We start from the raw sequence: 21,125 nt of genomic DNA on the forward strand, positions 1-21,125 counted from the left end.
CCCGCCCCGGCCGAGCCATCCTCGCGATTGCGCTTGGTCCATTTGCCGGTTGCGGTGTTTTTTACCTGACTGCGATCGTCGACCGAGCCGATGCGATGTTCGTCACCTGTATTGCGTGCCATTGTTGGCCTCCTTTGAAAGACCAACGGGTGGAGATTCCGGGGCGTTCCTACAAAAGTGGCGGTAGCCTGTCTGACGCAAAACGATGAAGAAGGAGCCGCTGATTGAAAATTGCCATAGAAAATCACGAAGTCGTCGCTGAACTAGGGCAATCTTTCTCAGGGTGTTGGCATTGTAGCTGACTTCGGCCGGCAAAAATCACAAAAGCGCAAACCTGTCGACGACCGAATTTGCAAGATATGGGAGCACTTCCAGCCGGTCACGAAAATTGTAACCGAAAAACGACTGACGGAATCCTCTAAATCTCGTACCGTTCTCATCGATTTCTTTTGAAGAATGAAATTCGAGAATCTCTAGTATCCGCTCAATGTTAGAGTGTTCTTCCCAGTCTCCAGCACGCAGGATTTTTTCAATATCTGTGTATTCGAACTTGCGCTGCTTGATCTTGGCGAATGCATCCGGATGCATACATTTCAAGAAGCACAGATAGGCAATTAGGTAAGCCGGCCGATATTCTTTATCCGTGTGAGAAGCGTGCGCCAGCGCTGCGGTAGAAGCAATCCTTTCTATTTGCCGAAAGGTAAGATCAAACGCCCCGGCAATCTCAGCTACCGATTCCTCAATATCCCTGGCCTCCTCCGAGGAACTGCCGAGTAAGTCGGCAATCACCTTTCGCGTGTAAACAACCGGTGCTGAGGAATTGCGATACGAACCGCTTTCCTCGAAGAAGATTGAGAAATCAAAAAATTTATCAAGGTATTCTTTGCTCGAAGACCCTAAGCCATAACGGTGTGTTACGGAATTTTGTAAAAATTCCTTATTCGCGACTAATACAAAGTGAAGGCCGTCAACATCGAAGAAATGCTTCAGCGTTTCAATAAGCTTCAACGCAAAGTCAGGTCGACATCGGTCTAGCTCGTCTATTATGAATATGTACCTACCCTTTTGATCCCCATCTTGATCTCCAGAGTCTGCAATTATTTCCGATAGGCCCGCTCTGAAAACCGAAAATGTTGCTTCAGCTTTGGACTGTTCTTCTAAAATACTTTCCGCAGCTCGTTCCGCAAGATCAGCAGCGGCGTCTGCAATAGTTCCCGAAATCTCATCGGTCATATCAAGGTCTGAAATTGAAAGAGCACCAAGCGTACCCGCTTTCACCCCGACTTTCGCACCCGCTACAATTAGCTTTTTCGAAACCGCCACAGCCTTGGACTTGAATGAGCGAATGGCGGCATCGTTTTTTCCACGTCTTGCTTCCAGTTGCCTCAAGATCGAGGCACTTAGCGCGACAAATGGGTTATCGACATAGTCGTTCTCAAAAGCGCTGAAATAGTTCGTAGCAAAGCCCTCTTGATCAAGGCCAATTGACCACTTTTTGACAAAGGTAGTCTTTCCTGAGCCCCAGCGCCCATGCAACAAAGCTACAGTACCGTGCTCCAAAGAACTGTACATTCTCGACAAACGTAGCGCCAAGTCGACGCGAGACAGAGCTTCTGAACCGCTATCGTACGGCGTTTCGAGAAAATCTTCCGGTAAATGAGGCCGAATACGCAAATTATCTCCAATCGTCAGTCAAGCGCTAAGGAGCGTTGCCCTTTCCTACGTGAGGCAAATATAGCTTCTCGCCCTTCTCCCGGTAAACCTTGCTCATCTCTTCCATCCCCTCGCGCGCTTCCTCGGCTTCTTGCGGAGAGGTTTCGCGCTTAATGTTCTCGCTGGCGAGGTAGCTGTCGGAGTTTTGTTTGGCGGCGAAGTCGCGCACTTCCTGCGTGATCTTCATGCTGCAGAACTTGGGGCCGCACATGGAGCAGAAATGCGCGGTCTTGGCGCCTTCTGCGGGGAGCGTCTGGTCGTGGTACTGCTCGGCCGTGTCGGGGTCGAGGCTGAGGTTGAACTGGTCGCGCCAGCGGAATTCGAAGCGGGCTTTCGAAAGCGCATCGTCGCGGACCTTGGCGGCGGGGTGGCCCTTGGCAAGATCGGCGGCGTGGGCGGCGAGCTTGTAGGTCACCACGCCCACCTTCACATCGTCACGGTCGGGCAGGCCGAGGTGTTCCTTGGGCGTGACGTAGCAGAGCATCGCGGTGCCGTACCAGCCGATCTGCGCCGCGCCGATGCCGCTGGTGATGTGGTCGTAACCCGGCGCGATATCGGTGACGAGCGGGCCCAATGTGTAGAAGGGGGCTTCGCCGCAGGCTTCGAGCTGCTTGTCCATGTTCTCCTTGATCTTGTGCATCGGCACGTGGCCGGGGCCTTCGATCATCACCTGCACGTCCTGCTCCCAGGCGCGCTTGGTTAGTTCGCCCAGCGTGTAGAGCTCGGCGAACTGGGCTTCGTCATTGGCGTCGGCGATGGAGCCGGGGCGCAGGCCGTCACCCAGCGAATAGGCGATGTCGTAGGCCTTCATGATCTCGGTGATCTCGTCGAAGCGTTCGTAGAGGAAGCTCTCCTTGTGATGCGCGAGGCACCATTTCGCCATGATCGAGCCGCCGCGGCTGACGATGCCGGTGACGCGCTTGGCGGTCATGGGCACATAGGGCAGGCGCACTCCGGCGTGGATGGTGAAATAGTCGACGCCCTGTTCGGCCTGTTCGATCAGCGTGTCGCGGAAGATTTCCCAGGTCAGATCCTCGGCAATGCCGCCGACTTTTTCGAGCGCCTGATAGATCGGCACGGTGCCGATGGGGACGGGGCTGTTGCGGATGATCCATTCGCGCGTGTCGTGGATGTTGCGGCCCGTCGAAAGGTCCATCACGGTGTCCGCGCCCCAGCGGATCGACCAGACCATCTTGTCGACCTCGTTGGCGACATCGGACGCGACGGCGGAGTTGCCGATATTGGCGTTGATCTTGACGAGGAAGTTGCGCCCGATGGCCATGGGCTCTGTTTCGGGGTGGTTGATGTTGGAAGGGATGATCGCGCGGCCGCGGGCGACCTCGTCGCGCACGAATTCCGGCGTGACGTAATCGGGCAGGCTGGCGCCCCAGGGTTGGCCGTCATTGCGCGCTTCGAGACGGGCGGCTTCATCGCGCAGCATGGCGCGGCCGAGGTTCTCGCGTTCGGCCACATACTCCATTTCGGGCGTGACGATGCCGCGGCGGGCGTAGTGCATCTGGCTGACGTTCATGCCGGGCTTCGCGCGCAGGACCTTCTTCGCGACATTGGGGAAGGCCGGGACGCCGCCGGAGCGGTCGGGGCCAAGCTGGCCATTGTCTTCCGGCTTCACTTCGCGGGCGGCGTATTCCTCGACATCGCCGCGGGCCATGATCCATTCGCGGCGCTTCTGTTCGAGCCCGGCGCGAATATCGATGGTGGCGGCAGGATCGGTATAGGGGCCGGAGGTGTCGTAGACGCGGATGCTGGGTTCGCCGCCTTCGAGGTCGATTTCCCGCATGGCGACGCGCACGCCGCTGCCGCTTTGCGCGCCGACATGGACCTTGCGGCTGCCACGGATCGGGCCGGTGGTGACGCCGATGTCGAATTTGCTGTTGATGTCGGCCATGCGCTTGCTCTCCTCGAGGCGGAGAAAGAGCGGAATTCCGTTGCCGCTCCACTCCCTCCGCCGATGCTAATCGGTTCAGGTTCAACGGGTCGCAGGGCGTGACACCTGCCTCTCAGCCAACACTGGCTCCCCGGGGATGTGCGCGAGTGTAGGGGCCTGCGCGCCGGCACGCAATAGGACCGGCCATGCGTGGGTGCCGCGGAAAGGCTTCTACGTTATTTACCGTAGTTTAAGCGCGCCCGGGTTATGGGCGCGGCGTCGTGATTTGCCAGCGTGTCGCTTTTGCGGGTGTTGCCCGCCCCCTTGCCCGGCGCGCCAGGGAATGGATCGCTGCGCTGTGCGTCATGATCGCCGCAGTCATGCTGCTGACCCCGCAGGACGCCAGTGCGCAGGATTGTTCGCGAGCAGGTGCGCGCGGGGCGGCGCCATCGTCGTGGCAGACTTACTGCTGGCTCAACATGAGCAATTACAGCGATGCGCAGGCGCGTTCCACCGGGCAGCCGATGAGCTATGTCCTGCCGGATGGATCGCGCCTGACGTTCCGCCTCCAGGTTGCGGTGACGCCGACCGCCACCGGCACCGCTCTGGTCAGCGCGGCCGCGCCGAGCTGGACCGGGGCGGCGGTCGGCAACAGCAGCTTCCTGAACATTCCGGGACGCCCGATCCTGTATCAGGCTACGAATGGTACCGTAACGACGCTCACGCTGACCAATATCGCCATCATTCCCCCCGGCGGGGTGACGCAGGCCAACCAGTATGCGTTCGTAGTGGCCGATGCGGAATCGACCGACAATTCGGAATACCAGCAATATACGACGAACGGCGGCGCCTGGCAGTTGCTCGACCGCGTGGCACCGCGCAGCGGTACGCAATATCCGGTCAGCACCGGGATCAACACAACCACTTTCCGCACCGCCGGTGGAGGCCAGACAGGAAATGTCGGCGCGTATATCGTCAGTTCGCTGAACCCCACATCGGTGACCATCACGATGCAAGGGTCCGGTCTGCAGGGCGTAATGCTGGCGATACGGTTCGCCTCGATCACCTTGAGCAAGACGATCGCCGGGACCCGGATCGCAGACAACGACCAGTTCCGCTTCGTGATCGAATCCCAGAACGGCGCGACCACCTATGCGTCGGGACAGACGAGCGGAACCGATCTCGGGCCGTTTCCGGCCGCGGTCTTCTCCTCGACATCCGGCGTGCCGCTCGTGCTTCGCGAAGCCATGGTGGCGGGCAGCACCAGTGCGCTGGCCGATTATCGTGCCAGCCTGACCTGCACCAATATCAACAGCGGTTCGACCACGAGCCTGCCCCGCGACGTGGTGACGAACAGTTACAATTTCGGCACGTTGCAGTTCGGCGATTTCGTCGATTGCGTTTTTACCAACACGCCGCTGCCACGCCTGCAGTTGCGCACGGCGATCGCCGCGCCCGGCCGGATTTTCGGCACCGATCAGTTCACCTTGGCAATCCGCAATCAGACGGCGAATACCGAGCTGGCAAGCTTTACCACGACCGGAATGGGAACAACGGCCACGCCCGCGGCCACAGGCCTGCTGGGCGCGATTGCCGGTAATTCCTATCTGCTTTCGGAAACCGCGAATGGTTCGACCGTGCTGACCCGCTATTCTCCGACGCTGGCATGCGCCAATCGCAATGCGACATCGACGACGGCGCTACCCGCGGGAGGCGCGACGGGAACGCTGACCCCGCAACTTGGGGATGTTATCACTTGCACGATCACGAACACCCGGTCCGCGGCACGGCCGATCCTTTCGGTCGACAAGACGTCGCGCATCGTGTCCGACCCCACCGGCAGCGCCAATCCAAAGGCGATCCCCGGGGCAGTGATCGAATATACGGTGACGGTCACCAATTCGGGCGATGCGCCAACGGACGCGTCCACCCTGAGGCTCGTCGATATACCCTCTGCCGCATTGGCGTGGCGGACGGATTTCCCGCCGGTCTTTATCGATGGCGCGACGGTAAGCGGACTTGCGTTCAACGGCGCAAGCAACGTCGCCTATTCCAACCAGCCCGGCGGGACCGTCACCGGTTATTCCCCGCTAGCACCCTTCGATCCTGCCGTGACCGGTATCCGTTTCTCCCCCTCTGGCACGCTGAGGGCATCGAACGGAACTGCGCATCCCAGTTTCACCCTGCGATACAGGATGGTCATCGAATGATCGCACATTACCCTCGTCGATATGCGGGTTGAAGCGGATACGCCCATGCTCCGACAGGCGAATGGCTTATCTGCGAATGATTCTCATTAGCCTTGACTCTTGCAATTAATTCGCAGTAGCGGGCCCTCATATTCGAACGCGAGGGTTTACAATGCGAATGTTGAAGTCCGCCGTGCTTTGCGCAACGGCGCTTGTCCCGTTCCCGGCGCTGGCCAACGTTGCCGACGAGAGCGAACAGCGCACCATCATCGTGACCGGTGCGCGCGATCAAGGTACGACCGCCACGAAGACGGACACGCCGATCATCGAAACGCCGCAGCCGATAACGGTTATCGATGACGAACTGTATCTGGCGCAGGGCGCAGTAAGTATCGGCGACACGCTGAACTATGTTTCCGGCGTGACGGCCAACCCGTATGGCCCCGACAGCCGTGTCGATGGCGCTTTGGTGCGCGGGATCAACGCGCTGCAGTTCCGCGACGGTATGCGGGACATTTTCAGCTATTACGCCAGCATCCGTTCCGACCCGTATAATTTCGACCAGGTCGAACTGGTGCGCGGCCCGGCGTCGGTCCTGTTCGGTCAGGGCGCGCTGGGCGGGATCATCAATCTCGTGTCCAAGCGTCCGGAATTCGAAGCCGGGGGAGAGGTTTCGCTGCGTTACGGTTCGTTCGACCGCAAGGAAGCGCTGGTCGATGTAACCGGCCCCGTGAGCGATACGGTTGCAGCCCGGATGGTCGCGCGGGTCCGCGATGCCGATACGCAGACCGATTACGTGCCGGATGACCGGATTCTGTTCGCGCCGTCCATCACCTTCCAGCCGACATCCGACACCGAACTCACCCTTATCGGCCTTTACCAGGAAGACGACAGCGGTTCGACGTCGCAGTTCCTGCCGCTGGTCGGCACTATCCTGCCCAATCCCAACGGGCAGCTTCCCAACGACCTGTTTGTCGGCAAACCAGGATGGGACCGGTACGACGGCCGACTGCTGCAGGGCACCGCGCTGCTCGAGCATCGCTTCGGCGATAGTGTCCGGGTCAACCTCAAAGCCAGGTATATCGACAGCGACCTGACTTATTTCACGCATTATCCCGATAGCTATACCAACCCGGCAAACCCCTTCGTCCTGCTCGACCCGGCAACCGGCCAACCGGTACTCGACGACGAAGGCGGCTTCGTGCCCGATCCCGAACAGCGCACGATGCGCCTGTATGCGGACGGAACCCTCGCCCGGATGGAAATCTTCTCCACCGACAATAACGTGCAATTCGATTTCGCTACGGGAGCGGGCATCGAGCACACGGTATTGGCGGGCGTCGATTACAGCACCAATTCGGTTTACAAGACCGGCGGCTTCGCCACCGAAGTGTTCGATATCTACGATATCGATTACGGCGCCCTGTCCGACTTTGGTGGCGGCCTGCCCAGCCCTGCCTATGTCGCCGAAGATGTCGATCAGGATCAGGTGGGCATTTACCTTCAGGACCAGATCCGCTTTGCCGACCGGGTGTCGATCGTACTTGGCGCGCGGCGTGACTGGACCAGCGCCAGAAGCATGGGCGGCCCTGCACGGCGCGATTCTGCAACGACGTTCCGGGCAGGTATAATCGGCGAAGTGGTCGAGGGCGTTTCGCCCTTCTTCAGTTATACCGAAAGCTTCGAGCCCATCGCAGGTACAGCCAGCGACGGAAGCGCCTTCATTCCCAAGACAGGGCGCCAGTTCGAAGCGGGCATCAAATTCCACCCGACCGACGCCGTACTGATCACCGTGACCGGGTACGACATCCGGGAAAGCAATCGTCCCGTTTCGGATGACAGCACCCCAGACCCCTTCGACCAGATCCAGATCGGCGAACTTAATTCCAGAGGCATAGAGTTCGAAAGCAGCGCATCGTTGCCCGGCGAGCTGACCGTCATCGCCAATGCGAGCTATAACGAGGCCGAAGTAGCCGGGACCGACCGCCAGATCGATAATGTGCCCAAGGTCAACGCATCGCTCTGGACGACGAAGGGTTTTGTGCTGGGGGATGACGTCTCGCTGCTGCTGGGCGCAGGCGTGCGCCATGTCGGCAAGAACCGATCCTTCGGACCGGCTTTTCCGGATGGCATCGTCACGCCGTCTTTCACCCTGGTCGATGCGTTGGCCGAAGTCGCATTCGCGAACTGGAGCGTGGCCATCAATGCGACCAATCTGTTCGACAAAAGCTATTATTCGGCCTGCCTCGCACGCGGCGACTGCTTCGTCGGCAGCGAACGCAATGTGATGGGCACCGTGAGCTACCGCTTCTGATGGCGGGGGACGTGCTCATTCTCGTAAGCGCCGGGTCTGCCATCCTCGGCATCGCGATATTGCGATACTCTTGGCGCCGCACAGGTCGATCTGTCCCGCAAAACACCGCCGGGTGGTTTTTGCTCGCCGTCGGTGCCGCTGGCGGATGGAGCGGCGCAGGAGCGTGGGGTCTGACCGTCATAATGCTGGTTGGGACGGCCGCAGCCTGCATCGCGCTGATCCCTGGCGCCTTTGAAATGCCCAAGGCTTCGCGGCGAGCAAGGGCCGCGGCAAACGGGGCGAGCGGCGCCGAAGCCGGGGATTGGCGCCGCGGCCTGATGACTTTCGCGCTGACGGGACCAGCGGCATTGGTCGTGACAATCGCCATCGCCCTTGCCGCACGCGATCTTGCCATGCGCTGGCCGGTGGCAGAAGCCGATGGCAATGTCATGGTACTCGGCCTTGTTCCGCTCGTCTGGCCGTTGCTGACCTTCGCGATGCTGATGTGCACGAAGCGCACATCGCAGATCGCCATGCTGGCCATCCCGCTCACCCTGTCGCTCGTTCCGCTCATCCTGCTGGGAGGCCGCTCGTGAAACCACTCTTCGCCAAGCAAACCGTTCGCAAAGGGGTTTCCGCCCATTCCGCCATCGGCCTCGTCTGCTGCGCGCTGCTCTACCTGATCTGCGTGACCGGCACGGCCATCGTGCTGTTCGAGGAAATCCAGCGGTTCGAACAGCCGGGTGCGCCCGAAATGGACCGGATCGCACCGCAAGCGGTCGATGCGGGTATCGCCAATGTCGTGGCAGCCGAGGAAGGCGCCACACCGACCACCCATCTTTACGTACATATGCCGACGAAAGCGCTGCCCCGGACCACGATCACTACGGACACGCAGGCCTTTCATATCGATGCGCAGGGCGCGATTGCCGTGCCGGAAGAAAACGCCTGGGCGGAGTTCCTGCTGGCCTTGCATTACCGGCTCAACCTGCCGGCCATCTGGGGCATGAGCCTGGTGGGACTGTTCGGCGCGATGATCGTGGCGTTGGCTGTCAGCGGGATCGTGGCGCACCCGCGCATTTTCCGCGATGCGTTTCGACTGCGCGCACGGCGTAACGATGAAGTGTCCACGCTCGACTGGCATAACAGGCTGGCGGTGTGGACCCTGCCCTTTGCACTCGCGATTGCTCTGACGGGGGCGATGATCGGTCTGTTCTACATCTCGGGCTACAGCCTGGCAGCAGCGGACTATGACGGGGATAGCGAGGCTGCGATTGCGCCTGTCTTCGGAACGGAACCGGACGAGGACGAGGCAGCAGCGCCCCTGCCCAAGGTGACGCCCGCCCTGGACTATATGACCCGCAACTATCCCGAGGTCCGCGTTTCCTATGCCATCCTGCACGATCCCGGCACGCGCGGGCAGCATGTGCAGATTGTCGGCGTACATGGCCAACGCCTGATCTTCGGCGAATATTACGCGTTCGGAGCGGACGGCACATTCAATGGCACCGCCGGATTGGCGGACGGGACGCTCGGCCAGCAGATCGCGGCGTCGATCTATAATCTGCATTTCGGGAATTTCGGCGGCCTGGCGGTAAAGCTGGCCTATATCGTGTTCGGGATCGCGCTCACCATCGTGGTGTCGACGGGCACCTTCATCTGGTTGAACAAGCAGGACCGGAAGGGCAGCCCGCGCCCGTCCATCAGGGCAAGCTGGTGGGGCATCACGATCGGCATGCCGCTGGGTATCGCGGCGACGCTGGCAGCGCGCATGACGATGGGCAATGAAGCGCCCTTCGTGGCCATATTCTGGATCGTGACGCTTGCGGCGGTGGCGATCGCGCTGATGGCATCGCGCAGATCGACAATCGTCAAGGCAAAGCCCGCGGTGCCGGAATTTGCCCCCTAGCCCCCGATCGGTATAGCGGTCCCACACGTTTCAGGAGGATTGCACACACATGACTTTTCGCGCGCCGTTAACTGCGGGCATTCTGCTCGCCACCGCCTCGCTCGCCGCGCAGGCACAGGCCCGGCCGATGACGCCGGAAGATGTCGCCCGGTTGGAAAGCGTGGGCACGATTGCCGTGTCGTCCGATGGCAGCCGCATCGCCTATACCACCGCGAGCTTGCCCGATGTGACCGACGGCGAAGAGAACGGTTCCACCGAAGAGCGCCTCAATCTCGCTTATGGCCCCAACAATGCGCGCGCCTTCCTGCCCGAAGACATCGACGTGTCGGGCATTTCCTTCTCGCCCGATGGCCGGATGATCAGCTTCGTCTGGGCGGACGAGGACGAAAAGTCAGCCGTATGGGGCATCCCGGTCGATGGCGGCGGTCAACGCAAACTTGCTGCCGTCAACGGCGCCGGCGTGCGTTCCTATGCCTGGTCACCCGATGGCACGACAATCTGGATGCTCGCCGGAGCAGAGGAAGACAAGGCGCGCGACAATCAGTCCAAGGCTGGCTTCAATGCGATCGTCTACGAAGAGGAAGCGAAGCTGACGCGCCTGTTCTCGGCCCGCGTGGGCGAAACGCTCGATACCGATCCGAAGGCCGTGACGATCCCCGGCTATGTCAGCGCCTTCCGCGTTGCGCCCGATGGCCGCCACGCCGTGGTCGACAGCGCGCCCACTCCGCAGATCGACGATGCCTATACCTCGAAGCGCGCGCATATCCTCGACCTGACAAGCGGCAAGGTGCTGCGGGTGGTCGAAACGCCCGGCAAGCTCGGTGATATCGAGATTTCGCCGGACGGGACGCAGCTTTCGATGATTGCCGGGGTCGACATGAACGATCCTGCTGAGACGACGCTGCATCTGGTCGACATGGCAACCGGGCAGTATCGCGCGCTCAACGCCGGTGCGCCCGAAGCCGCGGTCGACGCCGAATGGCTGGCCGACGGACGGCTGGCGGCAGTGATCCACAAGGGCGCGCAGAGCGCTCTGCGGATCTATAATGCCGACGGTTCGGTCGCCGCGGAACACGATGGGGGCGAGCTTATCCTGTCGAGCATCCAGGCTGGCGGAAACACCATCGCGGTGGAAGCGAGCAGCCCGCAGCATCCGACCGAGCTCTTCGTCTGGAAGGACGACGGCTTCCAGCGCTGGACCACGCATAACGATTGGCTGAAGGAGATCGACTTCGGCAAGCAGCGCGCCTTCACCTATACCGCGCGTGATGGTCAGGAAGTCGAAGGCGTTCTGATCGAACCCGTGGGCGGGGCCAAGCGCGGTGGGGCGCCCCTGATCCTTAACGTCCATGGCGGCCCGGAAGCACATGACAGCAATGGCTGGCAGACCGCCTATTCGAAGCCGGGACAGGTTGCCGCCGGACAGGGCTATGCCGTGTTCCTCCCCAATTATCGCGGCTCCACCGGCTACGGCACGGCTTTTTCCAAGCAGCACACCGGCAATTACACCGATCCGGAATTCACCGATCTGGTCGATGCCAAGCGCGCCCTCGTCGACGCGGGAATAGCCGATCCGGACCGTACCGGCATCACCGGCGGATCCTATGGCGGCTACGCCACCGGCTGGGCCGCAACCGCACTGAGCGACGAGTTCGCCGCCGGCGTCATGTTCGTGGGCATTTCCAACCAGGTCAGCAAGTTCGGAACGACCGACATCCCATACGAGATGTACAATGTGCATTCGGGCAAATGGCCGTGGGACGACTGGCAGGCCATGCTGGAGGTATCGCCGATCTACCATGTCGACAAGGCGAACACGCCGCTGCTGATCATGCACGGCGCCGAAGATACCCGCGTTGCCCCCAGCCAGAGCTACGAGCTTTATCGGAGCATGAAGGTGCGCAAGCCTGACGTGCCAGTGCGGCTCGTCCTGTTTCCGGGCGAAGGTCACGGCAATAGCAGGGCCGCCGCCCGGTACGATTATAACCTGCGTATGATGCGCTGGTTCGACACCTATCTGAAGACGGGCGACCGCAAGGCGAAACTACCCGCCACCCGTCCCGATCTTCCAGCAGGCACGACCGGCACCGCCAGCGCGGACTGACGCCTGTGAGACCAAGAAGGGGGCCGCGCGACACTGGATCGTGCGGCCCCCTTTTTTTACCACTGCACGACCAGGCTATTGGCCGCCGGCTGCGATCCATGCATCGATCTTGGCTTCCAGTACCGCGAGCGGGACGTTGCCGCTGTTGAGCACCTGGTCGTGGAACCGGCGAACGTCGAAACCATCGGCTAGCGCCGCTTTGGCGCGAGCACGCAGTTCCTTGATTTTCAATTCGCCTATCTTGTAGCCAAGCGCCTGCCCCGGCATGGCGATGTAGCGAGCGACCTCGTTTTCCGCGTAATCGCGCGCACTGCCGTTCTCGACCATGTAATCGGCCGCTTGCTGGCGGGTCCATCCGAGGGCATGAATCCCGGTATCGACAACCAGCCGGACGGCGCGTTTCAACTCGCCATCCTCCAGGGCCTGCAGCCGCTCCACCGGATCATCGTAGAGACCCAGCTCATATCCGAGGCTTTCGGCGTAAAGTGCCCATCCTTCGCCGAACGCGGTGTACCAGCCGTGCTTTAGCGTATCGGGCAGGTTCTCGTCTTCGATGGCGAACATGATCTGGTAGTGATGGCCGGGGTTGCCTTCGTGCATGTACAGCCGGACCGATGGGCTCAGTTCGCGTTCGGCGGCATTCCAGCCGCTGAAGTAGAAGGTGCCCGGCCGATTACGCTCGGGGTCGCCCGCCTGATAGGACGCCGCGAGGAAGAACTGTTCGCGATAGGGTTCGTAAGGTTCGATCCGCAGCGGTGTTTCGGGTCCGCTGAGGAACATCGGGCCGATCTTGCTGTCGACTTCCTTGGCGGTTTCGTACCAGGCTGCCTGCAAGGTGTCCTTCGTTTTGTAGATTTGCGGGCGACGTTCACCCCGCTCCGCAATCGTCTGCTCGCGCGCCTTGCTGATCCGCGCGACTTCAGACAGACCGAGATCGTGAACCTCCTGCGCGGTTAGCGGCAGAGTAGTCATTTCGGCGATGCGATAATCGTAAAAGGCGTCGCCGCCCGGCATGGCAGAAAGACCAACCGTATCGCGTGCCTTGGGAAGATAGGTATCTGCCAGATAAGCCCGCAGACGACGGATTGCCGGATAGAGCGTTTGATCGATCGACGCTGTCAAATCTGCACGAGCCTGCTCTTTCTGACCATCGGTGAAACTGTCAGGCAGTGCCCGCAGCGGCGCATAATAGGCATTCTCTTCCGCAGGCGTCGAAAGCTGTGTGTCGAGCTGTTCGATCATCATCTCGACCGTCAGTCGCGGCAGGGTGATGCCCTGTTCCAGCCCGTCATCGAACCGCGCGATGACGTCTTCCACCATTTGCCCGTAAGCCTCGTGGCGAGCGATATTGGCGGCGTAATCGCCCGGCGTCTTGAACGGCATCACACCATCGGGGGCGGAAAATCCCGGATAATCGCCCTGAATGCCGGTGAAGTGATCCAGCGGCAGCGCCAAGCGGATTTTCAGGATTTCCGGCTGCAACCCGGCGAGCGTACGCTCACCGGCATAACGGAACGTATCGTAGGCGATCTGGTCCTGTGCGCCCAGCGCGGATCGATCGATCGTTGCCAGTTCGGCCAACTCTGCTTCGGTTGCTACGCGGTCAGCCGCAAAGCTTGCCGGCGAAAAATCGCCGAGCTTGTCCGCATCCGAAAAATCGCCCCTGTAAAATGCGGATATGGGCGAGCGGTCGAGTGCAGCGGCTTCGCTTCGGGCGAGAAGATCGCGCAGTTTCTGTCCTTCGCTGTGCTGAGCGGTTGGAGCCGTGCCAGGCTGGGCAAGCGCAGCCGGAGCCGCCACCGCAGTAACAGCGATGGCAAACGCGGAAGCGGCTGTCAGAGCAATGCGGTTCATGGCCGTTCGGGTCCCTTTCGCTGCGCTCACTGCCCACCCCCAGCAATCCACGCGTCTATTTTGGATTCCAGCACCGGCAGCGGCATGTCGCCTGTATTGAGCACCTGCTCATGGAACCTGCGCACGTCGAAGTTTTCGCCCAATGCGGCCTGCGCCTTGGCGCGCAGTTCCTTGATCTTCAGTTCACCCGTTTTGTAGGCGAGCGCTTGCGCGGGCATCACGATGTAGCGCGCCGTCTCGCTCTCGGCGAAATCGCGGGGTTGCCCGTTGGCAACCATATATTCGATCGCCTGATCGCGGCTCCAGCCGAGGGCGTGCATACCGGTATCGACAACCAGCCGCACGGCGCGCAGCAATTCACCGCCCTGAAGGGCTGCAAGGCGATCAACCGGATCGTCATACAGGCCAAGTTCGTAACCCAGGCTTTCGGCATACAGGCCCCAGCCTTCGCTGAAAGCGGTGAACCCGCCGTAGCGCATGAATTCGGGCAATTCCTCATTCTCGATAGCGAACATCGACTGGAAGTGATGGCCGGGATTGCCCTCGTGCATGTACAGCGCGATCGACGTGCCCAGCTTGCGCTCTGCAACATTGTAGCCGCTGAAATAGAAGGTGCCTGGCCGCGATCCGTCGGCTTTCCCAGCCATATAGCTGGCGGCAAGGTTGAACTTTTCACGGTAGGGTTCGTAAGGTTCGATACGCAGTTCGGTCTTTGGAATGCGTAGGAACAATTGATCCATCAACGGATCGACCCGTTCGGCGACGTCATACCACGCGGCCTGCAAGTCCGCCTTGCTGGTATAGGTTTCACCCGTACGCCCTGCGGCCTCCGCTTTCGCTTCCTCGATCGCAGTGTTGATGCGCGCGACTTCGGCGAGACCGGTGTCGTGGACCTGCTGCGCGGTCAGCGGGAGGGTCGTGTTATCCTCGATGCGATAGGCATAGTAAGCTTCGCCGCCGGGGTTGTCGGTTGCAGCAATGCTTGTGCGCGCTTGCGGCAGATATTCGTTGGCCAGATAATCCCGCAGCTTCTTGAACGCAGGCATCAACGTGCCGGTAAGTACCTCGCGATGCTCCTTCGTCAGCCGTTCCTGTTCGGCCTGCGAAATGCTGTCGGGGAAATTTGCAACCGGAGACCAGTAGGGGCTTTCTTCGATCGGCGCATCGAGCTGAAGATCGAGTTGTTCGATCATCAATTCTACCGACATGCGCGGCAAAGTGATGCCCGATGCTGCGCCAGTCTTGAAGCGCGCGATCGCCTGATCGACGATCTTCGCCATTTCACGGTGACGGCTGAAATTGTTTTCGTAGTCCTCGACCGTGTCGTACGGCATCAGCGCGCCGGGCGCGGAAAAACGCGGGTAGAACACATGCATCCCGCGGAAATGATCGATCGGCAGCGCAAGCACGGTGGGCAGTATCTCGGGCGAGGTCATCGCCAGCGTCCGCTGTTGAGTGTATTCGAAGACATCATAGGCGATGCGATCGGTTTCGCTCAGAGCATCGCGGTCCACGGTCGCCAATTCGGCCAGATTCGCCTCCGCAGCGGCGCGCTCTTCGGCGTAGCTGGCGGGAGAGAAATCTCCCAGCTTGTCCGCATCGGAAAAGTCCCCGCGAAAGAAGGCGGTAATGGGATTGCGATCGAGCGCTTCGGCTTCGCTGCGCTCGAAAAGTGCATGCAGTTTGGCAGCATCGTGTTCGCTGGCAGACATGCCGGCATGGTGCCCCGAATGATCCTGCGCGAAGGCAGGTACGGACACGGTGGCGCAGGCGATGGCGATCGCCGATGCGAGGCGGCTGAAATTACGGCTCATTAATGTAGCTCCCCAGATATGCGCCGGGAAGCTAGCTGCACTCGCTCCGGTAGCAAAGCCCTCTCGACCAACGGTCGGCAAGGGCCCGCGAAATGCGTGGACCTATGCGCCCAGAATGCCGGGAAGGTGCAGGCCCTTTTCTCTCGCGCAATCGAGCGCATCCTCGTAGCCCGCGTCGGCGTGGCGCATCACGCCGCTGGCCGGGTCGTTCCACAGCACGCGCTCGAGCCGCCGCGCGGCATCCTCGGTCCCGTCGGCCACGATGACCATGCCCGCATGCTGCGAAAAGCCCATGCCGACCCCGCCCCCGTGATGCAGGCTGACCCAGGTCGCTCCGCTCGCCGTGTTGAGCAGCGCGTTGAGCAGCGGCCAGTCGCTGACCGCATCCGAGCCGTCCTTCATCGCTTCGGTTTCCCGGTTGGGGCTGGCGACGGATCCGCTGTCGAGATGGTCGCGACCGATCACCACCGGTGCTTTCAGCTCGCCGCTGGCGACCATCTCGTTGAATGCCATGCCCAGGCGGTGGCGGTCGCCCAGCCCGACCCAACAGATCCGTGCCGGCAAGCCCTGAAAGGCGATCCGTTCGCGGGCCATGTCGAGCCAGTTGTGCAGAGCGTGGTTGTCGGGCAGCAGTTCCTTCACCTTGGCGTCGGTTTTGTAGATGTCTTCCGGATCGCCCGACAGCGCGGCCCAGCGGAACGGTCCGATCCCGCGGCAGAACAGCGGGCGGATATAGGCAGGTACGAAGCCGGGGAAGGCAAAGGCATTTTCCAGCCCTTCCTCCAGCGCGACCTGGCGAATGTTGTTGCCGTAATCGAGCGTCGGCACGCCCGCCTCCCAGAAGGCGATCATAGCTTCGACCTGCCTGCGCATGGATGCGCGCGCGGCCTTTTCCACCGCCTTGGGATCGCTTTCGCGTTTGGCGCGCCATTCGCCCATGGTCCAGCCTTCGGGCAGGTAGCCGTTGACCGGATCATGCGCGCTGGTCTGGTCGGTAACGATGTCGGGCCGCACCCCGCGCTTCACCAGTTCGGGAAAGATTTCGGCGGCGTTGCCCAGCAGGCCGACCGACTTCGCCTCGCCCGCGGCGGTCCAGCGCTCGATCAGGGCAAGCGCTTCGTCCAGGCTTTCGGCCTTCTCGTCGAGATAGCGCGTGCGCAGGCGGAAATCGATGCTCTCGGGATTGCATTCGACCGCCAGGCAGCAGGCCCCGGCCATCGCCGCGGCAAGCGGCTGCGCCCCGCCCATGCCGCCAAGCCCGCCGGTCAGGATCCACTTGCCCGTCAGATCGCCGCCATAATGCTGGCGACCCGCCTCAACGAAGGTTTCGTAGGTACCCTGAACGATGCCCTGCGTGCCGATGTAGATCCACGAACCGGCCGTCATCTGGCCGTACATCATCAGGCCCTTCCTATCGAGCTCGCTGAAATGGTCCCAGTTCGCCCAGTGCGGCACGATGTTGGAATTGGCGATCAGCACGCGCGGGGCATCGGCATGCGTGCGGAACACGCCCACGGGCTTGCCCGACTGCACCAGCAGCGTCTCATCGTCCGCTAGGGTCTTGAGGCTCGACAGGATCGCTTCGAAATCGCTCCAGCTGCGCGCCGCGCGGCCGATACCGCCATAGACCACCAGCTCGTCAGGGTTTTCCGCCACCTCGCGGTCGAGATTGTTCTGGATCATGCGGAACGGCGCTTCGGTCTGCCAGCTGCCGCAGGTGAGTTCGGGGCCGGTCGGCGCCTTGATGTCGCGGGCGTTGCGGCGGTCGATACTCATGCAAGGTCTCCGAATGTGCTCTGGATGCCGCCGAACACTGCGGCGATCGTATCGCGCAGGCTGGCGGCCTTGTCGGGGGAGTAGGCGAAGGGCGGTTCCTCCGCTTCGAGATAGGTCGACTGCGCGATTTCCATCTGGATCGCGTGAACCTTGCGGTCGGGCCGGCCGTAATGCCGCGTGGTCCAGCCGCCGCGGAACCGCCCGTTGACGACATGGCTATAGGGCCCGGCGGCACAGGCGTTCGCGACCGCCGCCTCGATCGCGGGATGGCAGGTCGCGCCATTGTCGGTGCCGATATTGAGATCAGGCAGCCGGCCTTCGAACAGGAATGGCAGGCACGACTGGATCGAATGGCAATCGTACAGAACGGCGAAACCGTGGACGCCGCGCACCCGCTCCAGTTCGGCCTGCAAGGCCGTGTGATAGGGGCGGTGAAACGCCTCGCGACGGCGCGCGATTTCGGCGTCGCCCGGTTCTTCGAGCCACAGGGGGTGGTTTTCGAAATCGACCATCGGGACCAGCCCGGTGGTGTTCTGCCCGGGATACAGCGTCGCGCCATCGGGCGGACGGTTGGCATCGATCACATAACGGTTGAATTCGGCCCGCACGATCGTGGCATCGGGTACCAGATCGTCGTAGAGCTGCGGAATATGCCAGTCCGTATCGGCGAGCTTGCGGCCCCGCGCGGTAAGGTTCGCCGCGATGTCCTGCGGCACGAACGTGCCCGAATGCGGCTGGGCCAGCACGATCGGGCCGTCGCCCGCTATGACCGTGACCGGGCTCACCCGGCGAATTCCGCGATCGAGGAAAAGGCAACGCCTTCGCTCAGGAGCCGGGAGCCCAGCAATTGCGCCATGGCGGCGATATCGGGTTCCATCAGCCGATCTTCGGTAAGCGTGGGCGAGGCGTCGCGGATACGCGCGATAACCGCGCCCAGCGTGTCGCTGGTGGCGAGAGGCGCGCGAAACTCGACGCCCTGTGCTGCCGTCATCGCCTCGATCCCGACGATTGCGGCCAGATTGCCGTTCATTTCGATCAGGCGGCGCGCGCCGTGGCAGGCCATGGACACATGGTCTTCCTGATTGGCGGACGTCGGGGTGGAATCGACCACGCGCGGATTGGCCAGCGCCTTGTTCTCGCTCATCAGCGCGGCGCTGGTGACCTCGGCGATCATCAGCCCCGATTGCAGGCCCGGCGACGGCGCAAGGAAGGCGGGCAGCCCGAAACTCAAGGCGGGATCGACCAGCAGGGCGATGCGCCGCTGGGCGATGGCGCCGATTTCCGAAACGGCGATGGCGATACCGTCTGCCGCCATGCCGACGGGTTCCGCGTGGAAATTGCCGCCCGACACGATGGTGCCGTCGCTCAGCACCAGCGGGTTGTCGGTCGCGGCATTGGCCTCGATCCGCAGGACTTCGCCGGCATGCGCCAGCTGGTCGAGACAGGCGCCGATCACCTGCGGTGCGCAGCGCAGGCAATAGGGGTCCTGCACACGCAGATCGTCTTCGCGGTGGCTTTCGCGGATCTGCGATCCGTCGAGCAGGTCGCGAATGATTTGCGCCGCCACGATCTGGCCGCGATGGCCGCGCAGCCGGTGGATCTCATCATGGAATGGCGCGGTCGAACCCATCGCCGCATCGAGCGACAGCGCCGTGGTGACAAGCGAATTGATCGCCAGCCGCCAGCTGTCGAACAGCGCGGCAAAGGCCAGAGCGGTGGACACCTGCGTGCCATTGAGCAGCGCGAGCCCTTCCTTGGCTTCGAGCACGAGCGGTTCGAGGCCTGCGCGCTGCAGGGCCGCGCCCGCCGCCATGCGTTCGCCCCTGTAGAAGGCGTCGCCCTCCCCGATCAGGGTGGCGGCGACATGGGCCAGCGGGGCAAGATCGCCCGATGCGCCGACCGATCCCTTTTCCGGGACCACGGGGGTCACGCCAGCTTCGACCAGCTGCTGCAACCGTTCGACAACCACGGGCCGGACCCCGGATGCCCCGCGCCCCAGCGAAAGGCACTTGAGCGCGATGATGAAGCGCACGATCTGCGGATCGAGGGGCGGGCCGAAGCCTGCGCTGTGCGAAAGCACCAGATTGCGCTGGAGCGTGCCGAGATCGGTTTCGCCGATGCGGACGCTGGCAAGCTTGCCGAAGCCGGTGTTGACGCCGTAGATCGCATCGCCCGAGCCGAGCGCCGCGCCGAGGCGGTCGGCCGACTGGGCTACGGCATCCATCGCCGGCTGGTCGATCCGGAAGGAGCCGGGCGAACGGTACAGTTCCTCGATCTGCACCAACCCCAGCGAACCGGGCGACAATTCAAGCATCGTGATATGATCCTGCAGTGATCCGGCCGCGCAGCAAGTGCCCGCCGATCCAGTAGCTGAGATAATCGGGGTGAGAGACGCCCCATACCGCGAGGTCGGCGCGCTTGCCCGCCTCGATCGTGCCGTGGTCTTCCTCCAGCGCCAGCGCCTTCGCGGCATGGCGGGTCGCCCCGGCGAGCGCTTCTTCGGGGGTCATGCGAAAGAGGGTGCACCCCATGTTCATGGCGAGGCGCAGCGAGGACAGGGGCGAGCTGCCCGGATTGCAATCCGTGGCGAGCGCCATCGGCACGCCGTTCTCGCGCAGCGCGTCCAGCGGCGGCAGGCGCGTTTCGCGCAGGGCATAGAATGCCCCTGGCAGGAGGACCGCGACCACGCCTTTTTCGGCCAGGATGGCAGCGTCCTCGGGCGCGAGCCATTCGAGATGATCGGCAGACAAGGCGCCATATTCGGCGGCCATTACCGAGCCCTTGAGGTCGCTCAGCTGCTCGGCATGCAGCTTGACCCGCACGCCCAGTTCGCGTGCCTTGTCGAACACCTTGCGGATCTGCGCGGGCGAAAAGCCGATGCCTTCGCAAAACCCGTCGACCGCATCGACCAGACCTTCGACGACGGCGGCCTCGAGGCCCGGGATCACGATTTCGTCGATGTAGCGGTCGGCCTCGCCCTCGAATTCGGGAGGCAGCGCGTGGGCCGCGAGCCAGCTTGTGCGGATGCGGACGGGGCGGTGCCCCTCGATCGCGCGCGCAACGCGCAGCATGCGCATTTCCTGTTCGATGGTCAGGCCATAGCCCGATTTGACTTCGATCACCGCGACACCGTCTGCGAGCAAATCGTCGACGCGGCGCACAGCGCTGGCAAGCAGGTCCTCATCCGTTGCTTGCCGCGTCGCAGAAACAGTAGAACGGATGCCGCCACCGGCCTTCGCGATCTCTTCATAGCTCGCGCCCTCGAGACGAAGTGCAAATTCGCGGCTGCGATCGCCGCCAAAAACGAGATGCGTGTGGCAATCGACCAGCGCGGGCGTGACGAGTGCCCCCTCCAGCTCGACCTTCTCCCAATCGGCGTAATCCTGCGGCAGATCGGTTGCATCCCCGACCCAGGAAATCCGCCCCCCTTGCACTGCAATCGCAGCGTCTTCGACCAGACCATAGCCCGTCGCCTCTGCGACCAGCGTCGCGGCCTTGCAGTGGGTGAAAACTCGGCCTGCCATACTCTTGCGCATCTCCTTACCGTGTGATTATGTATGCACATATTACCAAAAAGGCGCAACGGTA

13 protein-coding genes and 1 riboswitch are annotated in these 21,125 nt (G+C 62.1%); of the genes, 5 read left to right on the plus strand and 8 right to left on the minus strand.

Annotated features, from left to right (window positions below; all coding sequences use genetic code 11):
- Positions 1-318 precede the first annotated feature (318 nt).
- Both KYK83_RS14675 and thiC read right to left on the minus strand, forming a co-directional pair.
- Positions 319-1,674, minus strand: coding sequence for a KAP family P-loop NTPase fold protein (locus tag KYK83_RS14675; RefSeq protein ID WP_222828818.1), 1,356 nt, complete (start codon positions 1,672-1,674; stop codon positions 319-321).
- A gap of 25 nt (positions 1,675-1,699) precedes the next feature.
- Entirely contained in the window at positions 1,700-3,619 is a 1,920-nt protein-coding gene (gene thiC / locus KYK83_RS14680) for a phosphomethylpyrimidine synthase ThiC (RefSeq protein WP_222828819.1), read from the minus strand.
- Positions 3,620-3,653: 34 nt separating this feature from the next.
- Positions 3,654-3,762: riboswitch (TPP riboswitch) on the minus strand.
- Between the two features lie 117 nt (positions 3,763-3,879).
- Between thiC and KYK83_RS14685 the strand changes: the two genes are divergently transcribed.
- The 5 genes from KYK83_RS14685 (at position 3,880) to KYK83_RS14705 (ending at position 12,093) form a co-directional block, all read left to right on the plus strand.
- The gene (locus KYK83_RS14685; RefSeq protein ID WP_222828820.1) at positions 3,880-5,808 is read left to right on the plus strand and encodes a CshA/CshB family fibrillar adhesin-related protein; all 1,929 of its coding nucleotides are present in this window, start codon (positions 3,880-3,882) and stop codon (positions 5,806-5,808) included.
- A 151-nt stretch (positions 5,809-5,959) separates the two neighbouring features.
- Entirely contained in the window at positions 5,960-8,101 is a 2,142-nt protein-coding gene (locus KYK83_RS14690) for a TonB-dependent siderophore receptor (protein ID WP_222828821.1), read from the plus strand.
- Positions 8,102-8,112: 11 nt separating this feature from the next.
- Complete coding sequence (locus KYK83_RS17555) at positions 8,113-8,676, plus strand: hypothetical protein (RefSeq protein WP_222828822.1); 564 nt, start codon at positions 8,113-8,115, stop codon at positions 8,674-8,676.
- Entirely contained in the window at positions 8,673-9,989 is a 1,317-nt protein-coding gene (locus KYK83_RS14700; protein ID WP_222828823.1) for a PepSY-associated TM helix domain-containing protein, read from the plus strand. Before KYK83_RS17555 ends, KYK83_RS14700 begins: the two co-directional genes overlap by 4 nt.
- A gap of 49 nt (positions 9,990-10,038) precedes the next feature.
- Positions 10,039-12,093 (plus strand): S9 family peptidase, encoded by a 2,055-nt coding sequence (locus tag KYK83_RS14705; RefSeq protein ID WP_222828824.1) that lies wholly within the window; start codon positions 10,039-10,041, stop codon positions 12,091-12,093.
- 75 nt (positions 12,094-12,168) lie between these two features.
- Here the strand turns inward: KYK83_RS14705 and KYK83_RS14710 are convergent, their stop codons facing one another.
- The 6 genes from KYK83_RS14710 to hutI all read right to left on the minus strand — a co-directional run bounded on the left by KYK83_RS14710 (position 12,169) and on the right by hutI (position 21,061).
- The gene (locus KYK83_RS14710) at positions 12,169-13,947 is read right to left on the minus strand and encodes a DUF885 domain-containing protein (RefSeq protein WP_222828825.1); all 1,779 of its coding nucleotides are present in this window, start codon (positions 13,945-13,947) and stop codon (positions 12,169-12,171) included.
- A gap of 26 nt (positions 13,948-13,973) precedes the next feature.
- Positions 13,974-15,761 (minus strand): DUF885 domain-containing protein, encoded by a 1,788-nt coding sequence (locus tag KYK83_RS14715; RefSeq protein WP_222828826.1) that lies wholly within the window; start codon positions 15,759-15,761, stop codon positions 13,974-13,976.
- A 102-nt stretch (positions 15,762-15,863) separates the two neighbouring features.
- Positions 15,864-17,537 carry a urocanate hydratase gene (gene hutU / locus KYK83_RS14720; protein ID WP_222828827.1) on the minus strand — a complete coding sequence of 558 codons (1,674 nt, stop codon included), beginning with the start codon at positions 17,535-17,537 and terminating at the stop codon, positions 15,864-15,866.
- Positions 17,534-18,322, minus strand: coding sequence for an N-formylglutamate deformylase (gene hutG / locus KYK83_RS14725; RefSeq protein ID WP_222828828.1), 789 nt, complete (start codon positions 18,320-18,322; stop codon positions 17,534-17,536). Before hutG ends, hutU begins: the two co-directional genes overlap by 4 nt.
- Positions 18,319-19,851, minus strand: coding sequence for a histidine ammonia-lyase (hutH, locus tag KYK83_RS14730; protein ID WP_222828829.1), 1,533 nt, complete (start codon positions 19,849-19,851; stop codon positions 18,319-18,321). Before hutH ends, hutG begins: the two co-directional genes overlap by 4 nt.
- Positions 19,844-21,061 (minus strand): imidazolonepropionase, encoded by a 1,218-nt coding sequence (gene hutI / locus KYK83_RS14735; protein ID WP_222828830.1) that lies wholly within the window; start codon positions 21,059-21,061, stop codon positions 19,844-19,846. The genes hutH and hutI overlap by 8 nt, the downstream gene beginning before the upstream one ends.
- Positions 21,062-21,125: the final 64 nt, after the last annotated feature.

The organism is Qipengyuania pacifica, assembly GCF_019857205.1.
Taxonomy (GTDB): Bacteria; Pseudomonadota; Alphaproteobacteria; order Sphingomonadales; family Sphingomonadaceae; genus Qipengyuania; species Qipengyuania pacifica.

Bases quoted from the DNA above. Each gene is read 5' to 3' on its own strand.
- hutU (WP_222828827.1), bottom strand. From the start codon at position 17,537: ATGAGTATCGACCGCCGCAACGCCCGCGACATCAAGGCGCCGACCGGC.
- KYK83_RS14710 (WP_222828825.1), bottom strand. From the start codon at position 13,947: ATGAACCGCATTGCTCTGACAGCCGCTTCCGCGTTTGCCATCGCTGTT.
- KYK83_RS14715 (WP_222828826.1), bottom strand. From the start codon at position 15,761: ATGAGCCGTAATTTCAGCCGCCTCGCATCGGCGATCGCCATCGCCTGC.
- KYK83_RS14705 (WP_222828824.1), top strand. From the start codon at position 10,039: ATGACTTTTCGCGCGCCGTTAACTGCGGGCATTCTGCTCGCCACCGCC.
- thiC (WP_222828819.1), bottom strand. From the start codon at position 3,619: ATGGCCGACATCAACAGCAAATTCGACATCGGCGTCACCACCGGCCCG.
- hutH (WP_222828829.1), bottom strand. From the start codon at position 19,851: ATGCTTGAATTGTCGCCCGGTTCGCTGGGGTTGGTGCAGATCGAGGAA.
- hutI (WP_222828830.1), bottom strand. From the start codon at position 21,061: ATGGCAGGCCGAGTTTTCACCCACTGCAAGGCCGCGACGCTGGTCGCA.
- KYK83_RS14690 (WP_222828821.1), top strand. From the start codon at position 5,960: ATGCGAATGTTGAAGTCCGCCGTGCTTTGCGCAACGGCGCTTGTCCCG.